The following is an 18,098-nucleotide window of genomic DNA, read 5'->3' as shown; positions in this document are numbered from 1 at the left end:
GTTATGTGCACCCTGAAATCCCCAAACGGATACGGATGATGAGCAAACTCGAAAACCCGGTTCTGATGGCGACTGTCGGCGCGGCGCAAGGTTTGCGCGGCGAGGTCAGGGTCAAGTCTTTCACCGACGACCCGACGGCACTCGGCGATTATGGCCATCTCCATAGCGCCGATGGGAGCGTGTTCGAGGTGCTGGAAATCCGCGAGGCCAAGAACGTGGTCGTCGTCCGCTTTCGCGGCGTCAACGACCGCACGGCCGCCGAGGCGCTGAATGGCCTCGAACTGTTCGTCGATCGCGACAATCTGCCCGACGACGATCTCGACGAAGACGAATTCTTCTATGCCGACCTCGAGGGCCTCGAGGCCATCGACGGCAGCGGCAAGAGCTACGGCACCGTGACGGGCGTGTTCGATTTCGGCGCGGGCGACCTGCTGGAGCTCAAGGGGCCGGGCAAGCGCCCCGTGCTCATTCCCTTTACTGAATGGTCCGTTCTGGAGATCGATTTGGAAGGCGGCAAGCTGCTGGTCGATCCGCTGGCCGCCGGCCTCATCGACGACAAGGACGAGCCCGGCAGCCCGTTTTCGGCCAGGCGCAAGTGAGCGCCAAGGCAATGTCCTTCCGCGCAACGGTTCTCACGCTCTATCCCGAAATGTTTCCCGGCCATCTCGGCGCCTCGCTCTCCGGCCGGGCGCTGGAGCGCGGCCAATGGTCGATCGATGCCGTGCAGATCCGTGACTTTGCGGAGGACAAGCACCGGACCGTCGACGATACGCCGGCCGGCGGCGGCGCCGGCATGGTGCTGAGGCCCGACGTCCTCGCCCGTGCGATCGACGCGGTGTCGCAGGACGATCATCGCCCGCGGCTGCTGATGAGCCCGCGCGGTAGGCCCTTGACGCAGAAGCGCGTGCGCGAACTTGCCGACGGTCCCGGCGTGGTCATCGTCTGCGGGCGGTTCGAAGGTGTCGACCAGCGCGTCATCGACGGGCGCGCGCTCGAGGAAGTGTCGATCGGCGACTATATCCTCTCGGGCGGCGAGCCGGCAGCGCTGACGCTGCTCGATGCCGTCGTGCGCATCCTGCCCGGGGTGATGGGCAACGAGCTGTCGGGCGTTCACGAAAGCTTCGAAGGCGGGTTGCTGGAGCATCCGCACTATACCCGTCCGCAGGTCTTCGAGGGCAGGGAGATCCCGGCCGTGCTGACCTCGGGCAATCACGGCGCCATCGCCAAGTGGCGCGAGGCGGAAGCCCGTCGGCTGACCGAGGCGCGTCGGCCGGACCTGCTTCCTCAACCCGTGAAGAAGTAATAGGCGGCGAGCAGCAAGCCGACCGCGACGACCAAGGCGCGGATCACCGCCTGCGGCACGCGCCGTGCCGCCCAGACGCCGAGATAACCGCCGAGGGCGGCACCGGGAACCATGATCGCCGCATGCAGCCACGACACGACCCCGCCGGCGGCGAAGACCACGATGGCGATGGTGGCGATGACGATCGAGATGAAGTTCTTCAGCGCATTCAGGCGGTGATAGCCGCCACCGGTGGCAAGTCCCAACACCGCCAGCATCATGATGCCCATGCCGGCGCCGAAGAAGCCGCCATAGATCGAGGTTGCGAACTGGCTGACGACACCGGCCGGGCTGATCGCATGCTCGTCGATGCGGGCCTTGGGCTTCAGGAGCGGCCCGGCGGCGAAGATCGCCGTCGCGGCGATCAGCAGCCAGGGGACGAGCGCACGAAACGAGGCGTTCGACAGGGAGATCAGCAACACCGCGCCGGCAAGTCCGCCGACCGCCGAAATGACGCCAAGAAGGATCGCCTGGCGGCGGTCCGCGCGGATCTCCTTGGCATAGGCAAGGGTCGAGGTGATATAGCCGGGAAGCTGGATGATCGACGACGTGGCATTGGCGACAATCGGCGGCAACCCGCCAAGGGTCATGGCGCCGAAGGTGAGGAAGGTTCCGCCACCGGCAATCGCATTGACCACGCCCGACAGGAAACCGGCGACGAAAAGCAGAAGTACTTCGAAGAAATGCATGGTCTCCCCCATCGCCCCCAGCTCGGCATAGCCCGCGGGCTTTGCAGCCGCAAGCCCGCGATTGAATGCATTTCAATGCGCGTTATTTCGAAATCTCTGATAGAATTCGCGCCGAACGCCTCCATGGCCCGGAAAATATGGCTTGCGGGGATGACAAGCGGGTTTTCTTCGTGTAAGTGCCGCCCCGGTTCGGGTTGTTTGCCCGTCGACCACCAACAAAGAATGGTGAATCCGCTCCTGCCGGGGTCCGGCAACATCTGAAGGTACGTCCGACAGGTCGATCGAGAGCGCTCTGGCTGTTTCAGAAGAACTTGAAAGGTTAACCCGATGAACATCATCCAGCAGCTGGAAGCCGAACAGGCCGCCAAGATTGCCGCCAAGCGCACGCTCCCCGATTTCTCCGCAGGCGACACGCTGCGCGTCAACGTCCGCGTTGTCGAAGGCACGCGTACCCGCGTTCAGGCCTATGAAGGCGTTTGCATCGCTCGTTCGGGCGGCGGCATCAACGAAAGCTTCACCGTTCGCAAGATCTCCTACGGCGAAGGCGTTGAGCGCGTATTCCCGGTTTACTCGCCGCTCGTCGAGAGCGTTGAAGTGGTTCGCCGCGGTAAGGTCCGTCGCGCCAAGCTCTACTACCTGCGCGATCGTCGCGGCAAGTCGGCTCGTATCGTTGAAAACACCGGTACGCGCGCCCGCAAGCTGAACGACGCCGAGCGCCAGGCCGTTGTCGAGGAAAAGGCACGGATCGAAGCTGAAAAGATCGCAGCAGCTCAGGCTCTTGCAGCCGAAAAGGCAGCAGCCGAAGCCGCAGAAGCCAAGGCAGCAGCAGAAGCCGCCGAAGCCAAGGCAGCTGAAGCCGCAGCGGAATAAGATTTCAATCCTTTGGGATTGTAGGGAAGGCGGCCTCGGGCCGCCTTTCTTTTTTGGTACTATGCGCTTGTCTTTTCTTAGCAATCCGTGACATTTTTCGCTGCCACACTTTTCGGGAGCTCTTCCAATGACAATCCGTCGCCATGTGCTTGCGGGCATCGCAGCCGCACTTGCCGTTCCATTTGCTTTTTCTGCACCGGCTTTCGCCAGCGACCTGCCGGATCTCGGTGGCAAGACGGTTGTCGTCGTCACGGAAAATGCCTACCCGCCGCTGCAGTTCGTCGATCCGAAGACCGGTGAGGCGATCGGCTGGGAATATGATGCGATGAACGAGATCGCCAAGCGTCTGAACTTCAAGGTCGAGTACCAGAACACCAGCTGGGACGCGATGATCCAGGCTGTTCACGACGGCCAGTACCAGATCGGCATGACCGGCATTACCATCAAGGACGACCGCAAGGAGAAGGTCGACTTCTCCGATCCGTACATGCGCTCGCAGCAGTTCATGCTGGTGCGCGGCGACGAGAACCGCTTCAACGACGGCAAGAGCTTCGGCGCCTTCGCCGACGGTCTGGTCGGCGCACAGCCGGGCACCTCGCCGTTCTACACCGCCGTCTACGAAATGCTCGATGGCAACGAGCAGAACCCGCGCATCAAGCTGTTCGAAACCTTCGGTGCCACCGTGCAGGCGCTCAAGGCCGGCGACGTCGACGTCGTCCTGACCGACAGCGTTGCCGCCAAGGGGTATGTCGATTCGTCCGAAGGCAAGCTGAAGGTCGTCGGCGGCCCGCTCGGCACCGAGGATTTCGGCTTCATCTATCCCAAGGGTTCGGACCTGGTCGGCCCGGTGAACGCCGCGATCAAGGCGCTGAAGGAAGATGGAACCTTCGACGCCTTGGATAAGAAGTGGTTCCTCGACTACAAGATGGGCGGCTGATCGCAGGCCATGGCCTCCCCACAATCGACTGATAAGTCCGGAAAGGGCGACTATCCCTGGTGGCTGGTCGCCCTTCTGGTGATTGCCGTGGCGCTCGCCGCTGTTATCGTCACCAATGACATCTACACCGAAGTCTTCAACGTCGTCCTCAAGGGCATTGGCGTCACCATTTTCGTGACCCTGATGGGCTTCGTGCTGGCGACGACGCTCGGTCTCGGCATTGCGCTGATGGCGCTGTCGGAGCACGCGGCACTTCGCCAGATCGCACGCTTCTACACCGAGGTCATCCGCGGCGTGCCGATCCTCGTCCTGTTGTTCTACATCGCCTTCGTCGGCGCGCCGACGCTCGTCACGGTCGCCAACTTCATCACCGCGCCGCTGATATCGGCCGGCTGGATGGAGCCGGTGGTGGTGCGCGACATCTCGCTGATGTGGCGGGCGATCATGGCGCTGATGATCGGCTATTCCGCCTTCATCGCCGAAGTCTTTCGGGCCGGCATCCTCTCGGTCGACAAGGGTCAGGTCGAGGCAGCCAAGGCGCTGGGCCTGACGCGCTACCAGCGGTTTCGCCTGGTGATCTTCCCGCAGGCGATCCGCGTGATCCTGCCGCCGCTCGGCAACGACTTCGTCGCCATGGTCAAGGACTCCTCGCTGGTCTCGGTGCTCGGCGTCGCCGACATCACCCAGATGGGCAAGGTCTACGCCTCCGGTTCCTTTCGCTTCTTCGAGACCTATTCGATCGTTGCCTATGTCTATCTCGTCCTGACCATTGGCCTGTCGCTGGGCTTGCGGGGGATCGAGCGGCGGTTGCGGCGCGCCGAGCAGCGTTGAGGCTGCTTCCACCGATTGCCGAAGTGTCAAAAAATTGATATGTACGGCCTCATGGAATCCAAGTTCGGATGTCGAGAGCAAAAAATCGTCGTGCTGCAGGACCACAAGCGTCTGCCGGCACGCTTTTTTGCGCGCGTATCCGGGGCGCTGACAAGCCTCCTATCCTGATCCCTTGATCAGTGTTTCCGGCTGCCTTGCTGCCGGCTTTTCCCTTACTTCTGAAAATTCGATGGATATATCGCCATGAGCGCACCGCGTACTCTCTATGACAAGATCTGGGACGACCATCTGGTCAACAGCCAGGACGATGGCACCTGTCTTCTCTACATCGATCGTCATCTCGTTCATGAGGTGACGAGCCCGCAGGCTTTCGAGGGCCTGCGCATGGCTGGCCGCAAGGTCCGCGCTCCGGAAAAGACGCTCGCCGTCGTCGACCACAACGTGCCGACCTCACCTGATCGCCATCTCGGCATCAAGAACGAGGAGAGCCGCATCCAGGTCGAGGCGCTCGCCACGAACGCAGCCGAGTTCGGTGTCGAATACTACTCGGAAAACGACAAGCGCCAGGGCATCGTGCACATCGTCGGCCCGGAGCAGGGCTTCACGCTGCCGGGCATGACCATCGTTTGCGGCGACAGCCACACCTCGACGCATGGTGCCTTCGGCGCGCTGGCGCATGGCATCGGCACGTCGGAAGTCGAGCACGTGCTTGCGACCCAGACGCTGATCCAGCAGAAGGCCAAGAACATGCTGGTGCGCGTCGACGGCCAGCTGCCGCCAGGTGTGACCGCCAAGGACATCATCCTTGCCATCATCGGTGAGATCGGTACTGCCGGTGGCACCGGACACGTCATCGAGTTTGCCGGCGAAGCGATCCGCTCGCTGTCGATGGAAGGCCGCATGACCATCTGCAACATGACGATCGAAGGCGGTGCCCGCGCCGGCCTGATCGCGCCCGACGAAACGACCTTCGAATACATCAAGGACAAGCCGCGCGCGCCGAAGGGCAAGGCCTGGGAAATGGCGCTCGACTATTGGAAGACGCTGCACACCGACGAAGGCGCGCATTACGATCGCGTCGTCGTGCTCGACGCTGCCGATCTGCCGCCGATCGTCTCCTGGGGTTCGTCGCCTGAGGACGTCATCTCGGTTCAGGGCATCGTCCCGAACCCGGACGAGATCCCGGAAGAAAACAAGCGCACCTCCAAGTGGCGCGCGCTTGACTACATGGGCCTGAAGCCCGGCACCAAGATCACTGACATCGCCATCGACCGCGTCTTCATCGGCTCGTGCACCAACGGCCGCATCGAGGATCTGCGCGCCGTTGCCGCTGTCGTCGAAGGCCGCAAGGTTGCGCCGACCGTTTCGGCGATGATTGTTCCGGGCTCCGGCCTCGTCAAGGAGCAGGCGGAAGCCGAAGGCCTCGACAAGATCTTCCGGGAAGCGGGCTTCGACTGGCGCGAGCCGGGCTGCTCGATGTGCCTGGCGATGAACGACGACCGGCTGAAGCCGGGCGAGCGCTGTGCCTCGACCTCCAACCGTAACTTCGAAGGCCGCCAGGGCTTCAAGGGACGCACACATCTGGTATCGCCGGCAATGGCGGCGGCCGCAGCGGTCGCCGGACATTTCGTCGACATTCGTGAGTGGAAGTAAGCTGGCGCGAGTGGAAATAAGCCGGTTCCTGAGCTTTCCGGCGTTGATGGCCGCCCTTCGGGGCGGCCTTTTTTGTGGTTCACTCCTACAGCGTCCTTTGCGCGTCAGATATGAGGCGCAAAGGACGCTGTAGCGCATTAAACCTGCTGCATAATTTCCTCCTTAAATCGATTCCGATTTAAGGAATTATGCAGTACGGGGACAAAACGTCGAAGCGATGCCAGAATGGACCTGACGGAGTAGATCGTACTTCGCTGCGAAGGAGGACGTGATGGCCGGGGATCGCGGGGCGAAAACATACCGCCTGATGCTGTTGCGCCATGCCAAGTCCGCATGGCCGGACGGCGTGCCGGATCACGACCGGCCGCTCGGCGAGCGCGGCCGCAAGGCGGCGCCACTGATCGGCGCAGATATGAAGCGCAAAGGGCTGATCCCGGGGCTCGCGATCGTTTCCACTGCGCGACGTGCGCGGGAAACCTGGGCGCTGGTTCGGGATAACCTGCCGCCGCCAATCCCCACCCGTGAGACGCGCGACATCTACGAAGTTGGGGCACCCGCCATTCTGGCGACCATTCGCGCCGTTGACCCTGATATCCGTAACCTGCTTGTCGTTGGCCACAATCCGGGCATGGAGGAACTTGCGCATCTGCTGGCCGGATCGGGCAGGCAGGAGGCGCTCGCGCGCATGCGGGAGAAGTTTCCGACAGCGGCGCTTGCCGTACTCGCGTTCGACGGCTCCAGTTGGGAGGACCTGGCATCGGGCCGGTGCCGTCTCATCGATTTCGTCACGCCGCGCCAACTCGCCTGAGGCCGCGCCGGCTTGCCTGATTGGATCAGATCTTGTGTTTTGCCAGCCTGCGCACAAGGGCGGACGGAAGGCGCTTTGCCAAGACCTTGGCCGCCGGTTGCAGCCGCGCCATGACAAGCTCGCGCAGCAGCCAGCCGCGCCAGGAGAACGCGAAAGCATAGTCGCTGACGGCAACCAGCCCGTCGGCGTGCTGCATCTTGTAGCCATCCGCTGGCGCCAGCAGGTCGAAGACACGGCTGCCGCGATCGGCGGCGGCCGCGAATGTCCGGTGGATCAGCAGCCGCCCGAGGCCCTCGCGGTCATAGCCAGGGTCGGTTGCCAGCACGTGTCCGAAGGTGTGGCCCTTGCAATCGAAGGACAGATCGACGCCGATCGGCCGCCCATCGCAGGCGATCGTCGAGGCGCAGAGGCCGGCGCCGGGATCGCCGGCCAGGTCCTCGAAGAACGCTTGGAAGCGGCTGTCCATGACGGTCGGCGACAGGATCGCGTTTTCGAGCAGCCAGTTCTTCTTGATGGTGATGGCAGCGGCTGCGGCCGTTGCGGCTGTTGACCCCGGCTCCGGCTCGGTAAAGGTGATGTCGCCGTGCTCTCGCAGCCTTCGCAGCCGGCGCCGATAGTTCGAGCGCTCGCGTGCGGAATAGGCGATGCCGGGGCCATCGGCTGTCACCCGCCGTGACAGGCTTGCGAAAGGCGCCTGCACGTCGCCAGGCAAGGAGGCGCCGCTTGGGATCACCGATCCGCATAGGGCAGCATCCGCTCTTACCCGCCGTGCTTCGAAGAGATCGGCGCCGAGCGATGCGACGGCGTTCCAGCCGGCTTCGAGCAAGGCGTGTCTGTTCTCGCCGGCCTCGACGAGCACGTCGCCGAATTGGGTCACCGGCGCTCCCATGAAACCAAGCACATCAAAACCAAGCTTGCGCCGGCGCACCAGTGGCCAGAGGGTGACGAGACGCCCGTCGATACGACCGATGAGGATGCAGAGCTGCGTCTTTGGATCGAGATAGTGCCGCGCCCAGTGTCGCAGGAAGATATGACGCTGGAACACCTGCTGAGGCTCCGCCGTCCGCTCGAACAGGTCGTCCCATTCCTTGTGCAGGGCCTCGAAGCCTTCGAGACTTGTGACGCAACTGATTTGGAGATTGTCGCCCAAAAGCTGAGAGCTCGGAGTTATCTCAACTGCGTCGGCGATCGGCGACGTCGCTCGGCCGGGCATGGCTCAGCCGCTTCGGAAGTGATTGACGAGCCGCCGCGTTCCTCTGATCGGGAAACGGGCAAGATAGGCAACCATGAGGGCGGGGTGGAGAGCGGCGAACGGGGCATCGTTCTCGACCAGATGCCGGATCGCGAGAACCGGCATCGGCGAGCGCAGTGGTCGGAAGTCCGGGTTCCACAGGCCGCGATCCTCGGAGCCTGCATGCATCATGCCGATCATCCGGGCGCGGGCGAGTGAATAGAACCGATGCCGCCGCTGGATGCGCTTCAACATCGCGATCCCATCCGCATCGGCGCAGTCAGGAAAGCCAACGATCACCGTGCGGAAATGCTTCATCGCGGGTTTGCAGGGGATGGCTTCGAGTTCGCCGAATGCGCCACGGATGAGCGCAAAGACCGTGTCTTCGTCCTCGGCGCGCGCGTCAGAAATCGCCAACCGGACGGTATCGATCTTGGCGGCCTGGCGGGTAAAGGGGCAGACAGCGCCGGTTCGTCCGAGATCGGAATGGCCGGCCATCAGATAGGATTCGACCCAGTCGAGCAGCTGCGCAATGTCGGAACCTTGCGAGACGCCGTCCGCGCTATCACGAACCTCTTTTATCCCGAAGAACCGTCCGTCGGTCGCCGGTATCGCTTTGGCCGTCTTGGTCAGCATCGGCAGCACTCGTCCTGCAAATCTCGCTTGAGGCTACATAGACACCAGAGCTTGCGGAAGTGTTGATGGTTGTGGCCGGTGAGGTTTCTCGCGTGATCTATGCTTTCCGAATTCTTCTTTCGATCGCCGGTCATGCCTCATATTGCAGCGTCGACATTAGACAACTTTGACGACGGTGCCGCGACGCAGATGCGGGATCAGCCGGCGCATGGCGGCAAGGCTTATGGCGACGCAGCCCTCGGTCGGCTCGTATCCGGGGCGGATGAGGTGAAAGAATATTGCCGACCCGGCATAACGGCGCCGGCTGGTCAGGTTCCAGTCCATCACCAGGCAGATGTCGTAGAGCCTGTCCGTGCGCATCATGTCCTCGTGGCTCGGCGCGAAGGGCGCATTGGCTGGACGGTTGTAGCGGGCATGACTGGGAGCGTCGCACCAGAGCATGCCGTTACGCGTGGCCCGCATCGGCAGCGGCGTCGGCGGCAGCAGGATGCGGTCGCGCCTGACATAGCCGCCGATGAGTTTCATCGCGGCGCGCGGCGTGGCACCGTCGCCCTCGCGCTTGCGGCTGGTAATGCCGCTGCGGCCGATGGCCGCTTGCTCCGTGCGGCCATCGAAGGTAACCAGTGCACGCCTGCGATCAAGCGGGGCAGGCCGGACGGTGATGACGGATTTGACTGGCCTTCTTCCCGACGTTTTCTTGCGCATCTCTCTCACAGATTTTTGAATTGTCCGTGATTTGGCGGGCACCATAAGCACGGTTGCATATATAACGAGGTTCCAAAACCGGTTCGCTTGCCAACACGGGCATTTGAGCTAGTTTGAAACCGGAAGCAAACAGGAATTGTCCCATGGCGACCCGTACCATTCTTCTTGTCGACGACGACAATGACCTGCGCGAAACGTTGGTCGAACAGCTTTCGCTGTACGAGGAGTTCGATCTTCTTCAGGAAGCGACTGCCGGCAAGGGGATACAGGCGGCGCGCGCCCAGCAGGTCGATCTGCTGATCATGGATGTCGGTCTGCCCGACATGGACGGGCGCGAGGCGGTCAAGCTCTTGCGCAAGGGCGGCTTCAAGGCGCCGATCATCATGCTCACCGGTCATGACACGGATTCGGATACGATCCTCGGTCTGGAAGCCGGCGCGAACGACTATGTCACCAAGCCGTTCCGCTTCGCCGTCCTCCTCGCCCGTATCCGCGCGCAGCTGCGCCAGCACGAACAGAGCGAAGATGCGACCTTCAGTGTCGGTCCCTACACGTTCAAGCCGAGCCAGAAGCTGCTGACGCTCGAAAACGGCCAGAAGATCCGGCTGACCGAAAAGGAAGCGGCGATCATCCGCTATCTCTATCGCGCCGACCAGAAGGTGGTGACGCGCGACGTGCTGCTCGAAGAAGTCTGGGGTTACAATTCCGGCGTGACGACGCATACGCTCGAAACACATGTCTATCGGCTCCGCCAGAAAATCGAGCGAGACCCTTCCAATGCCGAGATTTTGGTGACAGAGAACGGCGGCTACAAGATCGTTCCGTGAGGCGGCGACGTCCGATGATTTCTCCGCACGTCAGCTGCTTCGGACTATTTGCATCGATTGCTATGCTCTTGGGTTTCGAACCCCGGAGCATCGTGATTCAGGGAGGTTAGCCGTTTGGCGCTCAACGACGACATCGTTCTTCTGTCCAATGTGCCGCTTTTTGCCGATATCAGCGAGGACAAGCTGAGGCTGATTGCCTTTGGCGCCGAACGTCGACGCGTGTTCAAAGGGCAGGAGCTGTTTCGCGAGGGCGCTCCGGCCGATTGCGCCTTTGCCATTGCCAGCGGCAGCCTCTCGCTTTCGAAAGCCAATGCCGACGGCGCGATGGAGGATGTCACCACCGTCGGCCGCGGCGCGCTTCTCTCGGAACTGGCGCTGATCTCGATGGTGGAACGCAAGTTTACCGCGACCGCGGACGAAGACAGCGAAGTGATCCGCATCAATCGCCCGCTGTTCCGGCGCATGCTGGAAGAATACCCGGAAGTTGCCGCCCTCGTGGAGGGGCGCATCCGCGAGAACCTGCAGGCGATGATCCGCCGCGCAGGCGCACTGGCCGGCCGTTTCGCCTGACGCACTCCCGATAGACGGTCGCACGCCAGGCGTTTTCACCTACCATTTGTACTTGAGCGTGCCGAGCACGGTGCGGCCCTGGCCGAAGTAGCAGTAACCGTCGGTGCAGACTTCTTCGCGCCGGTCGCCAATGTTGGTTGCGCTGACGGCCAGCGACAATCCGTTCAGATCGGGATTTTTCACGCCGAAATCATAGGCGATCGACGCGTCGAAGTAGACGGCGCCGCCGTTTTCCGCCGTATTGTCGTCGGAGGTGAAGGACTTGGAGGTGGCGCGGATACCGCCGCCAAGGCTGAGACCGGCGAGCTGCGTATCGTCTGGCACGAGGTAGTTCACCCAGAGGGATGCGATGTTGCGCGGCTTGGTCGAGGGCACGTTGCCGATCAGTGCGGGATTGACGTTCCCGGTGATCTCGGCGTCGTTGTAGGTGTAGGCGGCGATCAGGCTGAAGCCATTGTCGAATTCGCGTCGCGCCTCGACCTCGAAGCCCTTGGTGGTCACCTCGCCCGAAGATTTGTAGTAGTAGCCGACGGGCAGCGACGCGTCCGCGACATATTGCGGCGCCCCGGTTTCGACGATCCGGTAGACGGCGGCGCTCAGCGAATAGGCCTCGCCTTCCGGCTGGTATTTGATGCCCAGTTCGATCTGCTCGCCCGTCGTCGGATCCAGAACCGTACCATCTGCCGAGAGCTGCGTGCTCGGCACGAAGGACGTGCCGTAGCTGGCGTAGGGCGCAATATCGTTGTCGAAGAGGTAGAGCAGGCCCACCTGGCCGGTGACTTCACCGTCGTCCTTGCGGTCGACTGCACCGGTGTTCTTGTTGGTGCTCGTCTGGTCCACCCAGTCGTGGCGCAGGCCGGCGACGGCGCGCCAGTTGCCGAATTCCGCCTGGTCCTCAGCATAGATGCCGGTCTGGCGCAGATCGCGGCCACTGAAGCTGGTGAGCGCGGGCGTCGGGCCGGTGATGCCGAAGGTCGGATTGTCGAGGTCGAAGCGATAGGCCGGATCGCTGGCGCCAAAGCCGAGCCCGAAGTCTGACGTGATCCAGGTATAGTCGAGGCCGGTCAGCAGTGTGTGCGAGATGGCGCCGGTATCGAAGGTCGCCAGCAACTGGTTGTCGATCTGGTAGGTGCGCTGATTGTCGGTAATCGCGACCGGCGACCGCTCGTAGACATTGCCAGTTGCCGTGCCGAACTCGAGATAGCGGGCGTCCAAATCCATGTCGCTGACGCGGGCGTGCTGACGGAAGATCAGGCCATTGTCGAATTCGTGCTCGAGCTTGAAGCCAGCCTGATACTGCCGCACCTTCTGGTGATCGTATTCCGGATCGCTGTAGCGCAGCAGCTTGCCGCCATATTCGAACACCCGCGGGCTGGCATCGCTCTCGCCCTTCTGTCCGAGGCCGTAGACGGTCAGCGACGTTGCCTCGTCCGGCTTCCAGGTGAAGGAGGGCTGCAGCAGGTAGCGGTCGTCGGCAACGTCGTAGCTGGTTTCGCCGTTCCGCAGCAGACCGACGATACGATAGAGAAAGTCGCCTTCGGCGGTCGCCGGGCCGCCGAAATCGAAGGCCGTCTGGGCGCGGCCGATCGTGCCGTATTGAACTTCGACCTCGCGGTGCGTGTCGTCCTGCGGCATCTTGGAAATGCGGTTGACGATGCCGCCGACACCGGCGGCGCCGTACAGCACCGACACCGGTCCCTTGATGATCTCGATGCGGTCGAGACCGTAGATCTCGGTCGGGAAGGTGCCGTAGTTCATATAGGGCTGGCGCAGGCCGTCGCGGAAGTCGCCGGTTGTGGTCGTCTCGAAGCCGCGAATGTAGATCTGGTCGAAGCGCGGGTCGAAGCCGAAGGCGCCGGTGGTAACACCGGCGGCATAGCGGGTTGCCTGGATCATGTCCTGGGCGCCACGCTCCTCCAGTTCCTTGCGGGTGACGACGGAGACCGAGCGCGGGGTCTCGACCAGTGGCGTGTCGGTCTTCAGCGCCGTGATATTGCGCGACGGTGCGATGGTATCATTGTCCTCGGCGATGCTGGTGGCCGCCTGTGCGGCCGAAACCTCGATCTTCTGCAGCCGCGTCGTCTTCTCACTCGTGGCCGTCTGCGCGGTGGCGGAATTTGATAGCAGTCCGATCGTGATCGCGAGTAGTGCCGTTGTTGCCGAAAGGGAACGAAGCGAGGTGCGAACGGGTCTGTTCGGAAAAATCTTGCGCATGATCTGGCCCCTTTTGCGGGCGCACGAAAGCCCTCCGGACTGGCCCGGAGCGAAGCACCCGAAAATCAATGGAAACGACGGCTGCTTAGCCGCCGGAGGCGGTGTCCCCGCCGCTCGCAAAAAGGGATAATCGCTTCGAAAAACAGGATCAAGAAAAATATGAGATTTTTACTCATCGTTTCTTGATGCAGCTGATCGTGCTACAGCGCCGCGCGTCTTATTAGACGCGCGGCGCTGAGATCACCGGCACATGGTCCGACGGCCGCTCCCAGCCGCGCGCTTCCCGCAGGATATCCACCTGCGTCAGCTTCGGCGCGAGGTCGGCCGACGACCAGATGTGGTCGAGGCGTCGGCCGCGGTCGGCCGCTTCCCAATCCTTCGCGCGGTAGCTCCACCAGGTATAGAGCTTGGTCGGCGCCGGCGCATGCTGGCGCATCAGGTCGACCCAGGCGCCGCCGTTCATCACCGTGTTGAGGCCCTCGGTTTCGATCGGCGTATGGCTGACGATCTTCAGGAGTTGCTTGTGCGACCAGACGTCGTCCTCGAGCGGCGCGATGTTGAGGTCGCCGACGAGGATGGAGGAGATGCCCGCCTCGGCTTCGGCGTGCAGCAGCTTCATCTCATCGACGAAATCGAGCTTGTGGCCGAACTTCGGGTTGATCGACCTGTCCGGTTCGTCGCCGCCGGCGGGAACGTAGAAATTGTGCAGGCGGATCTTCTTGCCGCCCGCCTCGAACACCACCGAAAGGTGGCGCGCATCGCCGACGACGCAATAGTCGCGGCGGTCGCTAAGCTCGTGCAGGGGCAGACGCGAGATCGTCGCGACGCCGTGATAGCCCTTCTGGCCGTGCATCTCGATATGGTTGTAGCCGAGTGCCTTGAGTGGCTTTGACGGAAACTGGTCGTTCGGGCACTTGGTTTCCTGCAGGCAGAGAATGTCGGGCTGCCAGGTCTTCAGCAGATGTTCGATCAGCGGCATGCGCAGGCGAACGGAGTTGATATTCCACGTGGCGACGGAAAGGGCCATTGCTCATTCCCCATGATTGGGTAGGTCCGGGCGTTCGACGAATGGAAAGCCGGCTCAGGACGGATATGTTTTCGATGTCGGGGAGGTTTAAGCAGGTCTGGCGCGTCGGGACAAGGAATGCATGAAAAGGTCGCTGCGCACTTTGACGCGCTGCATGTTTTATCCTTAGATCGGATCCGAGGACACATGCAGTGGGCGGCCGATGTCCACAATGCCTATGCTGAGGCGGTCTTAGCCGCCCCGTTTGTTGCGAACCTCGTCGTAAGGAATCTTGAACACCTTGTCGTCGAGCGCGATGCCGGTCCGGACGTTGAAGATCATCACCGACGTGTCCTTCTTCTGCGCATCGGTGATCGTCCACTGGCGCAGGTCGTAGGTCTTCGGATCGAACATCATGGTGATGGTCGAATCGCCGAAGATCGAGCGATCCCCGAGCACGATGGTGATGAGGTCTGATTCTTCCTTGACGTCGCGCACCATCTTGCCGGTCAGGTCGATCCGCTCGCTGAGCAACAGGTTCAGCGGCGTCTTGGAGAGCGGGTAGATATCCCAGGTCTTCAGCTTCATATTGCCGATGACCACCGACTTGCCGTCGGAAATCACGCGCATCGGCGAAGGCGCCTCGTAGTTGAAGCGGATGCGGCCGGGGCGGCGGATGTAGAACTTGCCACCGGTCTGCTCGCCGCGCGGGCCGAACTGCACGAATTCGCCGGACATGGTCTTCACCGACGAGAAATGATCGGCGATCTTCTGGGCGGAGGCCGGGGCCTGGGCAAAGGCCTTGGTGACGTCAAGACCGGCGCCACCCATGCCCGCGAGCGCCGCGAGGCCGCAAACGAATACACGGCGCGACATCGCCGGATTGCTGCCCAGGGTGGTTTTCGTCTCTGTCATCACAGTCTCCTTCATTTCCTGAATCATCTGGAGCGCAAGTGCGGCACCTTCAAGGCGTTTTTCATGGCCTTCGGCGGGCCGCGCTCTCACATGACCGTTACCGGGCATGGATCATCGCCCGGGACGAAAGCCGGGTTTACCGGCCAGTGATTTCCGCTTCGGTCGGCACGAGGATTTCCCGTTTGCCGGCATGGTTTGCCGGGCCGATGATGCCTTCCTGTTCCATGCGCTCGATCAGTGAAGCGGCCCTATTATAGCCTATCCCGAGGCGACGTTGCACATAGGATGTGGAGGCCTTGCCGTCGCGCAGAACGATCGCCACCGCCTGGTCGTAGGGGTCGTCGGAATCGGCAAGATTGGACGTGCCGGCGGGGCCGCCGCCGTCATTGTCCTCGTCGTCATCTTCGGTGATCGCGTCGAGATATTGCGGTGTGCCCTGGGTCTTGAGATAGGCGACGACTTCCTCGACTTCGGTGTCGGAGACGAAGGGACCGTGGACGCGCTGGATGCGTCCGCCACCGGCCATGTAGAGCATGTCGCCCATGCCGAGCAGCTGTTCGGCACCCTGTTCGCCAAGGATGGTGCGGCTGTCGATCTTCGACGTCACCTGGAAGGAGATGCGGGTCGGGAAGTTGGCCTTGATCGTACCGGTGATGACGTCGACCGACGGGCGCTGCGTCGCCATGATCACATGAATGCCGGCAGCGCGCGCCATCTGCGCCAGCCGCTGCACCGCGCCTTCGATGTCCTTGCCGGCGACCATCATCAGGTCGGCCATTTCGTCGATGATGACGACGATATAGGGCATCGGCGACAGATCGAATTCCTCGGTCTCGTAGATCGCCTCGCCGGTCTGGCGGTCGAAGCCGGTCTGCACCGTGCGGGTGATCGCATCGCCCTTGGCCAGCGCCTGCTCGACGCGGGTGTTGAAGCCGTCGATGTTGCGCACGCCGATCTTCGACATCTTCTTGTAGCGCTCTTCCATCTCGCGCACCGTCCACTTGAGCGCGACGACCGCCTTCTTCGGGTCGGTCACGACGGGCGAAAGCAGGTGCGGGATGCCGTCATAGACGGAGAGTTCGAGCATCTTCGGGTCGATCATGATCAGGCGGCACTGGTCGGGACGCAGGCGGTAGAGCAGCGACAGGATCATGGTGTTGATCGCCACTGACTTGCCCGAGCCGGTGGTGCCGGCGACGAGCAGATGCGGCATCTTGGCGAGATCGGCGACCACCGGTTCGCCGCCGATGGTCTTACCGAGCGCCATGGCCAGGCGCGCCTTGCTGGTCTCGAAGTCGCGCGAGCCGATCAGTTCGCGCAGATAAACGGTTTCGCGGCGCTGGTTGGGCAATTCGATGCCGATGGCGTTGCGGCCCGGCACGACGGCGACGCGGGCAGCAATGGCGCTCATCGAGCGGGCGATGTCGTCGGCAAGGCCGATGACCCGGGAGGATTTGATGCCCGGCGCCGGCTCCAGTTCATAAAGGGTAACGACCGGGCCCGGGCGGACGTGGATGATCTCACCCTTGACGCCGAAGTCCTCAAGCACACCTTCGAGCATGCGGGCGTTCTGCTCCAGCGCGTCGGCGGAGAGCGAAGCGTCGCGGGTGACGTTCTTCGGCTCGGCGAGGAAATGCATTGGCGGCAGCGCGAAATCGCCGTCATCGTCCTCGACGAAGGAGCGCTGCGCCTCGCGCTCGAGCCGCTGGCTGGTCTTCGGGCGAGGCGGCGGGGTGGCAACACGCGAGCCGGCCTTCGGCAGACCCTGCTTCGGCGGTGCTGCTTTCGGCGCCCAGTCGGCTGCTGCGTCAAGATCGTCGTCCTCGTCATCGGACAGAATGCCGGCGGGGCGGCGCTCGTCCATGTCGAAGGGCATGTCGTCATCGTCATCAGCCATGATCGGCGGTGGCGTGACGATGCGGCGCTCGGAACGGTCGAGCGAAGGTTCGATGCGGTCGCCGGCCATCGGCTTCGGCCGGACCGGCTCGTTCAGCGTGCCGAATTCGTCATTGTTGAAATCGTAGGGCTCATCGTACTGGCGCTTCGTCGGCGTGCGGGTACCGCTCATGCCGAAGATGCGGCGGACGCGTGCCTGCACGGTGTAGCGCAAGTGGGCGAAAGAGCCCATCAGCAGGGTGAAGGGGCCTTCGCTGTCGTCTTCGTCCAGTTCGTCGCGCACGGTGCGCGCCTTGCTCGGCGTCGGCGCCTCGATCTCGTCTTCGTCCTCCTCCTCGCCGACACCGATCAGGCCGGCGCTGTAGATCAGGCACCAGGCGGCAGGAGCGGCGAAGATGCAGGCAAGCACGGTAGCGAAGGTGCCGGTCGGGAAGGCGCCGGTGAACAGCGCGGGAAACCGCAGGATCATGTCGCCGAAGACGCCGCCGAGGCCGTTGGGCAGCGGCCAGGTGATCGGCGCCGGGACGCAGCTCAAGGCCGCGCCTGCAAGCACCGATCCGACGAACCAGAGGCCGAGGCGCTTGAAGATCTTGTCGAAGCGCTTGCCGCCGATCAGCACCAGCGCCCAGGCAACGGCCGGAAGCAGGGCGACGACGCTTGCAAGCCCGAAAAACTGCATGAAGATGTCGGCAAAGGCCGCGCCGGCATAACCGAGCACGTTGGTCGGCTCGTCGGAGGTGGCGTAGGAGAAGCTCGGGTCGGCAACGTTCCATGTCGATAGCGCCGCGATTGCCAGCGCCAGTGCGCCAAACAGCGCAAAGCCCGCCAGCGACGCGATCTGTCGCCATACGAATGTGGTTAGCACGAACCGGTTGGAACGGCTGTCAAGCGTTGCCGGATTGCTTCTGCTCATGTTGCCTGCTGCCCGTCTCGATCTTCAAGACACATTGCGTGCCATGGAATCAACC

At 62.7% G+C, this 18,098-nt stretch carries 17 protein-coding genes; 9 read left to right on the top strand and 8 right to left on the bottom strand.

The window, feature by feature from the left end:
• The first annotated feature begins 38 nt into the window (after nt 1–38).
• Complete coding sequence (rimM, locus tag ASD03_RS33545; protein ID WP_057218361.1) at nt 39–599, top strand: ribosome maturation factor RimM; 561 nt, start codon at nt 39–41, stop codon at nt 597–599.
• 11 nt (nt 600–610) lie between these two features.
• The gene (gene trmD, locus ASD03_RS33540) at nt 611–1,303 is read left to right on the top strand and encodes a tRNA (guanosine(37)-N1)-methyltransferase TrmD (protein WP_025425172.1); all 693 of its coding nucleotides are present in this window, start codon (nt 611–613) and stop codon (nt 1,301–1,303) included.
• Here the strand turns inward: trmD and ASD03_RS33535 are convergent.
• Nucleotides 1,285–2,031: a sulfite exporter TauE/SafE family protein gene (locus ASD03_RS33535; RefSeq protein ID WP_025425171.1), complete on the bottom strand. Its 747-nt coding sequence runs from the start codon at nt 2,029–2,031 to the stop codon at nt 1,285–1,287. The genes trmD and ASD03_RS33535 overlap by 19 nt on opposite strands.
• Nucleotides 2,032–2,358: 327 nt before the next feature.
• Between ASD03_RS33535 and rplS the strand changes: the two genes are divergently transcribed.
• The 5 genes from rplS (at nt 2,359) to ASD03_RS33510 (ending at nt 7,130) form a co-directional block, all read left to right on the top strand.
• On the top strand, nt 2,359–2,901 hold the full coding sequence (rplS, locus tag ASD03_RS33530; RefSeq protein ID WP_025425170.1) for a 50S ribosomal protein L19: 543 nt from the start codon (nt 2,359–2,361) through the stop codon (nt 2,899–2,901).
• A gap of 127 nt (nt 2,902–3,028) precedes the next feature.
• Nucleotides 3,029–3,838 carry a transporter substrate-binding domain-containing protein gene (locus tag ASD03_RS33525; protein ID WP_025425169.1) on the top strand — a complete coding sequence of 270 codons (810 nt, stop codon included), beginning with the start codon at nt 3,029–3,031 and terminating at the stop codon, nt 3,836–3,838.
• A gap of 9 nt (nt 3,839–3,847) precedes the next feature.
• The gene (locus ASD03_RS33520; RefSeq protein WP_025425168.1) at nt 3,848–4,669 is read left to right on the top strand and encodes an amino acid ABC transporter permease; all 822 of its coding nucleotides are present in this window, start codon (nt 3,848–3,850) and stop codon (nt 4,667–4,669) included.
• 243 nt (nt 4,670–4,912) lie between these two features.
• Nucleotides 4,913–6,322, top strand: coding sequence for a 3-isopropylmalate dehydratase large subunit (leuC, locus tag ASD03_RS33515; protein WP_025425167.1), 1,410 nt, complete (start codon nt 4,913–4,915; stop codon nt 6,320–6,322).
• A 271-nt stretch (nt 6,323–6,593) separates the two neighbouring features.
• Nucleotides 6,594–7,130 (top strand): histidine phosphatase family protein, encoded by a 537-nt coding sequence (locus tag ASD03_RS33510; protein ID WP_025425166.1) that lies wholly within the window; start codon nt 6,594–6,596, stop codon nt 7,128–7,130.
• A gap of 25 nt (nt 7,131–7,155) precedes the next feature.
• Here the strand turns inward: ASD03_RS33510 and ASD03_RS33505 are convergent, their stop codons facing one another.
• From ASD03_RS33505 to ASD03_RS33495, 3 genes are all read right to left on the bottom strand, one after another.
• Complete coding sequence (locus tag ASD03_RS33505) at nt 7,156–8,280, bottom strand: GNAT family N-acetyltransferase (RefSeq protein ID WP_025425165.1); 1,125 nt, start codon at nt 8,278–8,280, stop codon at nt 7,156–7,158.
• Nucleotides 8,281–8,346: 66 nt separating this feature from the next.
• Complete coding sequence (locus ASD03_RS33500; protein ID WP_128090482.1) at nt 8,347–8,997, bottom strand: DUF6875 domain-containing protein; 651 nt, start codon at nt 8,995–8,997, stop codon at nt 8,347–8,349.
• A 156-nt stretch (nt 8,998–9,153) separates the two neighbouring features.
• The gene (locus ASD03_RS33495; RefSeq protein ID WP_025425163.1) at nt 9,154–9,702 is read right to left on the bottom strand and encodes a L,D-transpeptidase family protein; all 549 of its coding nucleotides are present in this window, start codon (nt 9,700–9,702) and stop codon (nt 9,154–9,156) included.
• A gap of 143 nt (nt 9,703–9,845) precedes the next feature.
• On the opposite strand from ASD03_RS33495, the gene ASD03_RS33490 reads away from it, so the two are divergent.
• Nucleotides 9,846–10,529, top strand: a complete 684-nt coding sequence (locus ASD03_RS33490) for a response regulator transcription factor (RefSeq protein WP_025425162.1) — start codon at nt 9,846–9,848, stop codon at nt 10,527–10,529.
• A gap of 114 nt (nt 10,530–10,643) precedes the next feature.
• Nucleotides 10,644–11,099 carry a Crp/Fnr family transcriptional regulator gene (locus ASD03_RS33485; protein ID WP_057218358.1) on the top strand — a complete coding sequence of 152 codons (456 nt, stop codon included), beginning with the start codon at nt 10,644–10,646 and terminating at the stop codon, nt 11,097–11,099.
• 39 nt (nt 11,100–11,138) lie between these two features.
• Here ASD03_RS33485 and ASD03_RS33480 read toward each other — a convergent pair whose 3' ends face one another.
• The 4 genes from ASD03_RS33480 to ASD03_RS33465 form a co-directional block, all read right to left on the bottom strand.
• The gene (locus ASD03_RS33480; protein WP_025425160.1) at nt 11,139–13,313 is read right to left on the bottom strand and encodes a TonB-dependent siderophore receptor; all 2,175 of its coding nucleotides are present in this window, start codon (nt 13,311–13,313) and stop codon (nt 11,139–11,141) included.
• Between the two features lie 220 nt (nt 13,314–13,533).
• Complete coding sequence (locus tag ASD03_RS33475) at nt 13,534–14,340, bottom strand: exodeoxyribonuclease III (protein WP_057218355.1); 807 nt, start codon at nt 14,338–14,340, stop codon at nt 13,534–13,536.
• A 231-nt stretch (nt 14,341–14,571) separates the two neighbouring features.
• Nucleotides 14,572–15,234: an outer membrane lipoprotein carrier protein LolA gene (locus ASD03_RS33470; RefSeq protein ID WP_025425158.1), complete on the bottom strand. Its 663-nt coding sequence runs from the start codon at nt 15,232–15,234 to the stop codon at nt 14,572–14,574.
• Nucleotides 15,235–15,370: 136 nt separating this feature from the next.
• Nucleotides 15,371–18,043, bottom strand: coding sequence for a DNA translocase FtsK (locus tag ASD03_RS33465; RefSeq protein ID WP_025425157.1), 2,673 nt, complete (start codon nt 18,041–18,043; stop codon nt 15,371–15,373).
• Between the last annotated feature and the right edge of the window lie 55 nt (nt 18,044–18,098).

This window comes from Ensifer sp. Root127 (genome assembly GCF_001425225.1).
Lineage (GTDB): Bacteria > Pseudomonadota > Alphaproteobacteria > Rhizobiales > Rhizobiaceae > Ensifer > Ensifer canadensis.
This window is presented reverse-complemented; position numbering and strand designations above follow the sequence as displayed.

Coding starts and splice junctions, on each gene's coding strand:
- ASD03_RS33465 (WP_025425157.1), bottom strand. CDS start 18,043: ATGAGCAGAAGCAATCCGGCAACGCTTGACAGCCGTTCCAACCGGTTC.
- ASD03_RS33470 (WP_025425158.1), bottom strand. CDS start 15,234: ATGACAGAGACGAAAACCACCCTGGGCAGCAATCCGGCGATGTCGCGC.
- ASD03_RS33495 (WP_025425163.1), bottom strand. CDS start 9,702: ATGCGCAAGAAAACGTCGGGAAGAAGGCCAGTCAAATCCGTCATCACC.
- leuC (WP_025425167.1), top strand. CDS start 4,913: ATGAGCGCACCGCGTACTCTCTATGACAAGATCTGGGACGACCATCTG.
- ASD03_RS33480 (WP_025425160.1), bottom strand. CDS start 13,313: ATGCGCAAGATTTTTCCGAACAGACCCGTTCGCACCTCGCTTCGTTCC.
- ASD03_RS33475 (WP_057218355.1), bottom strand. CDS start 14,340: ATGGCCCTTTCCGTCGCCACGTGGAATATCAACTCCGTTCGCCTGCGC.
- ASD03_RS33500 (WP_128090482.1), bottom strand. CDS start 8,997: ATGCTGACCAAGACGGCCAAAGCGATACCGGCGACCGACGGACGGTTC.
- rimM (WP_057218361.1), top strand. CDS start 39: ATGAGCAAACTCGAAAACCCGGTTCTGATGGCGACTGTCGGCGCGGCG.
- ASD03_RS33510 (WP_025425166.1), top strand. CDS start 6,594: ATGGCCGGGGATCGCGGGGCGAAAACATACCGCCTGATGCTGTTGCGC.
- ASD03_RS33490 (WP_025425162.1), top strand. CDS start 9,846: ATGGCGACCCGTACCATTCTTCTTGTCGACGACGACAATGACCTGCGC.
- ASD03_RS33525 (WP_025425169.1), top strand. CDS start 3,029: ATGACAATCCGTCGCCATGTGCTTGCGGGCATCGCAGCCGCACTTGCC.
- ASD03_RS33535 (WP_025425171.1), bottom strand. CDS start 2,031: ATGCATTTCTTCGAAGTACTTCTGCTTTTCGTCGCCGGTTTCCTGTCG.
- ASD03_RS33520 (WP_025425168.1), top strand. CDS start 3,848: ATGGCCTCCCCACAATCGACTGATAAGTCCGGAAAGGGCGACTATCCC.
- rplS (WP_025425170.1), top strand. CDS start 2,359: ATGAACATCATCCAGCAGCTGGAAGCCGAACAGGCCGCCAAGATTGCC.
- trmD (WP_025425172.1), top strand. CDS start 611: ATGTCCTTCCGCGCAACGGTTCTCACGCTCTATCCCGAAATGTTTCCC.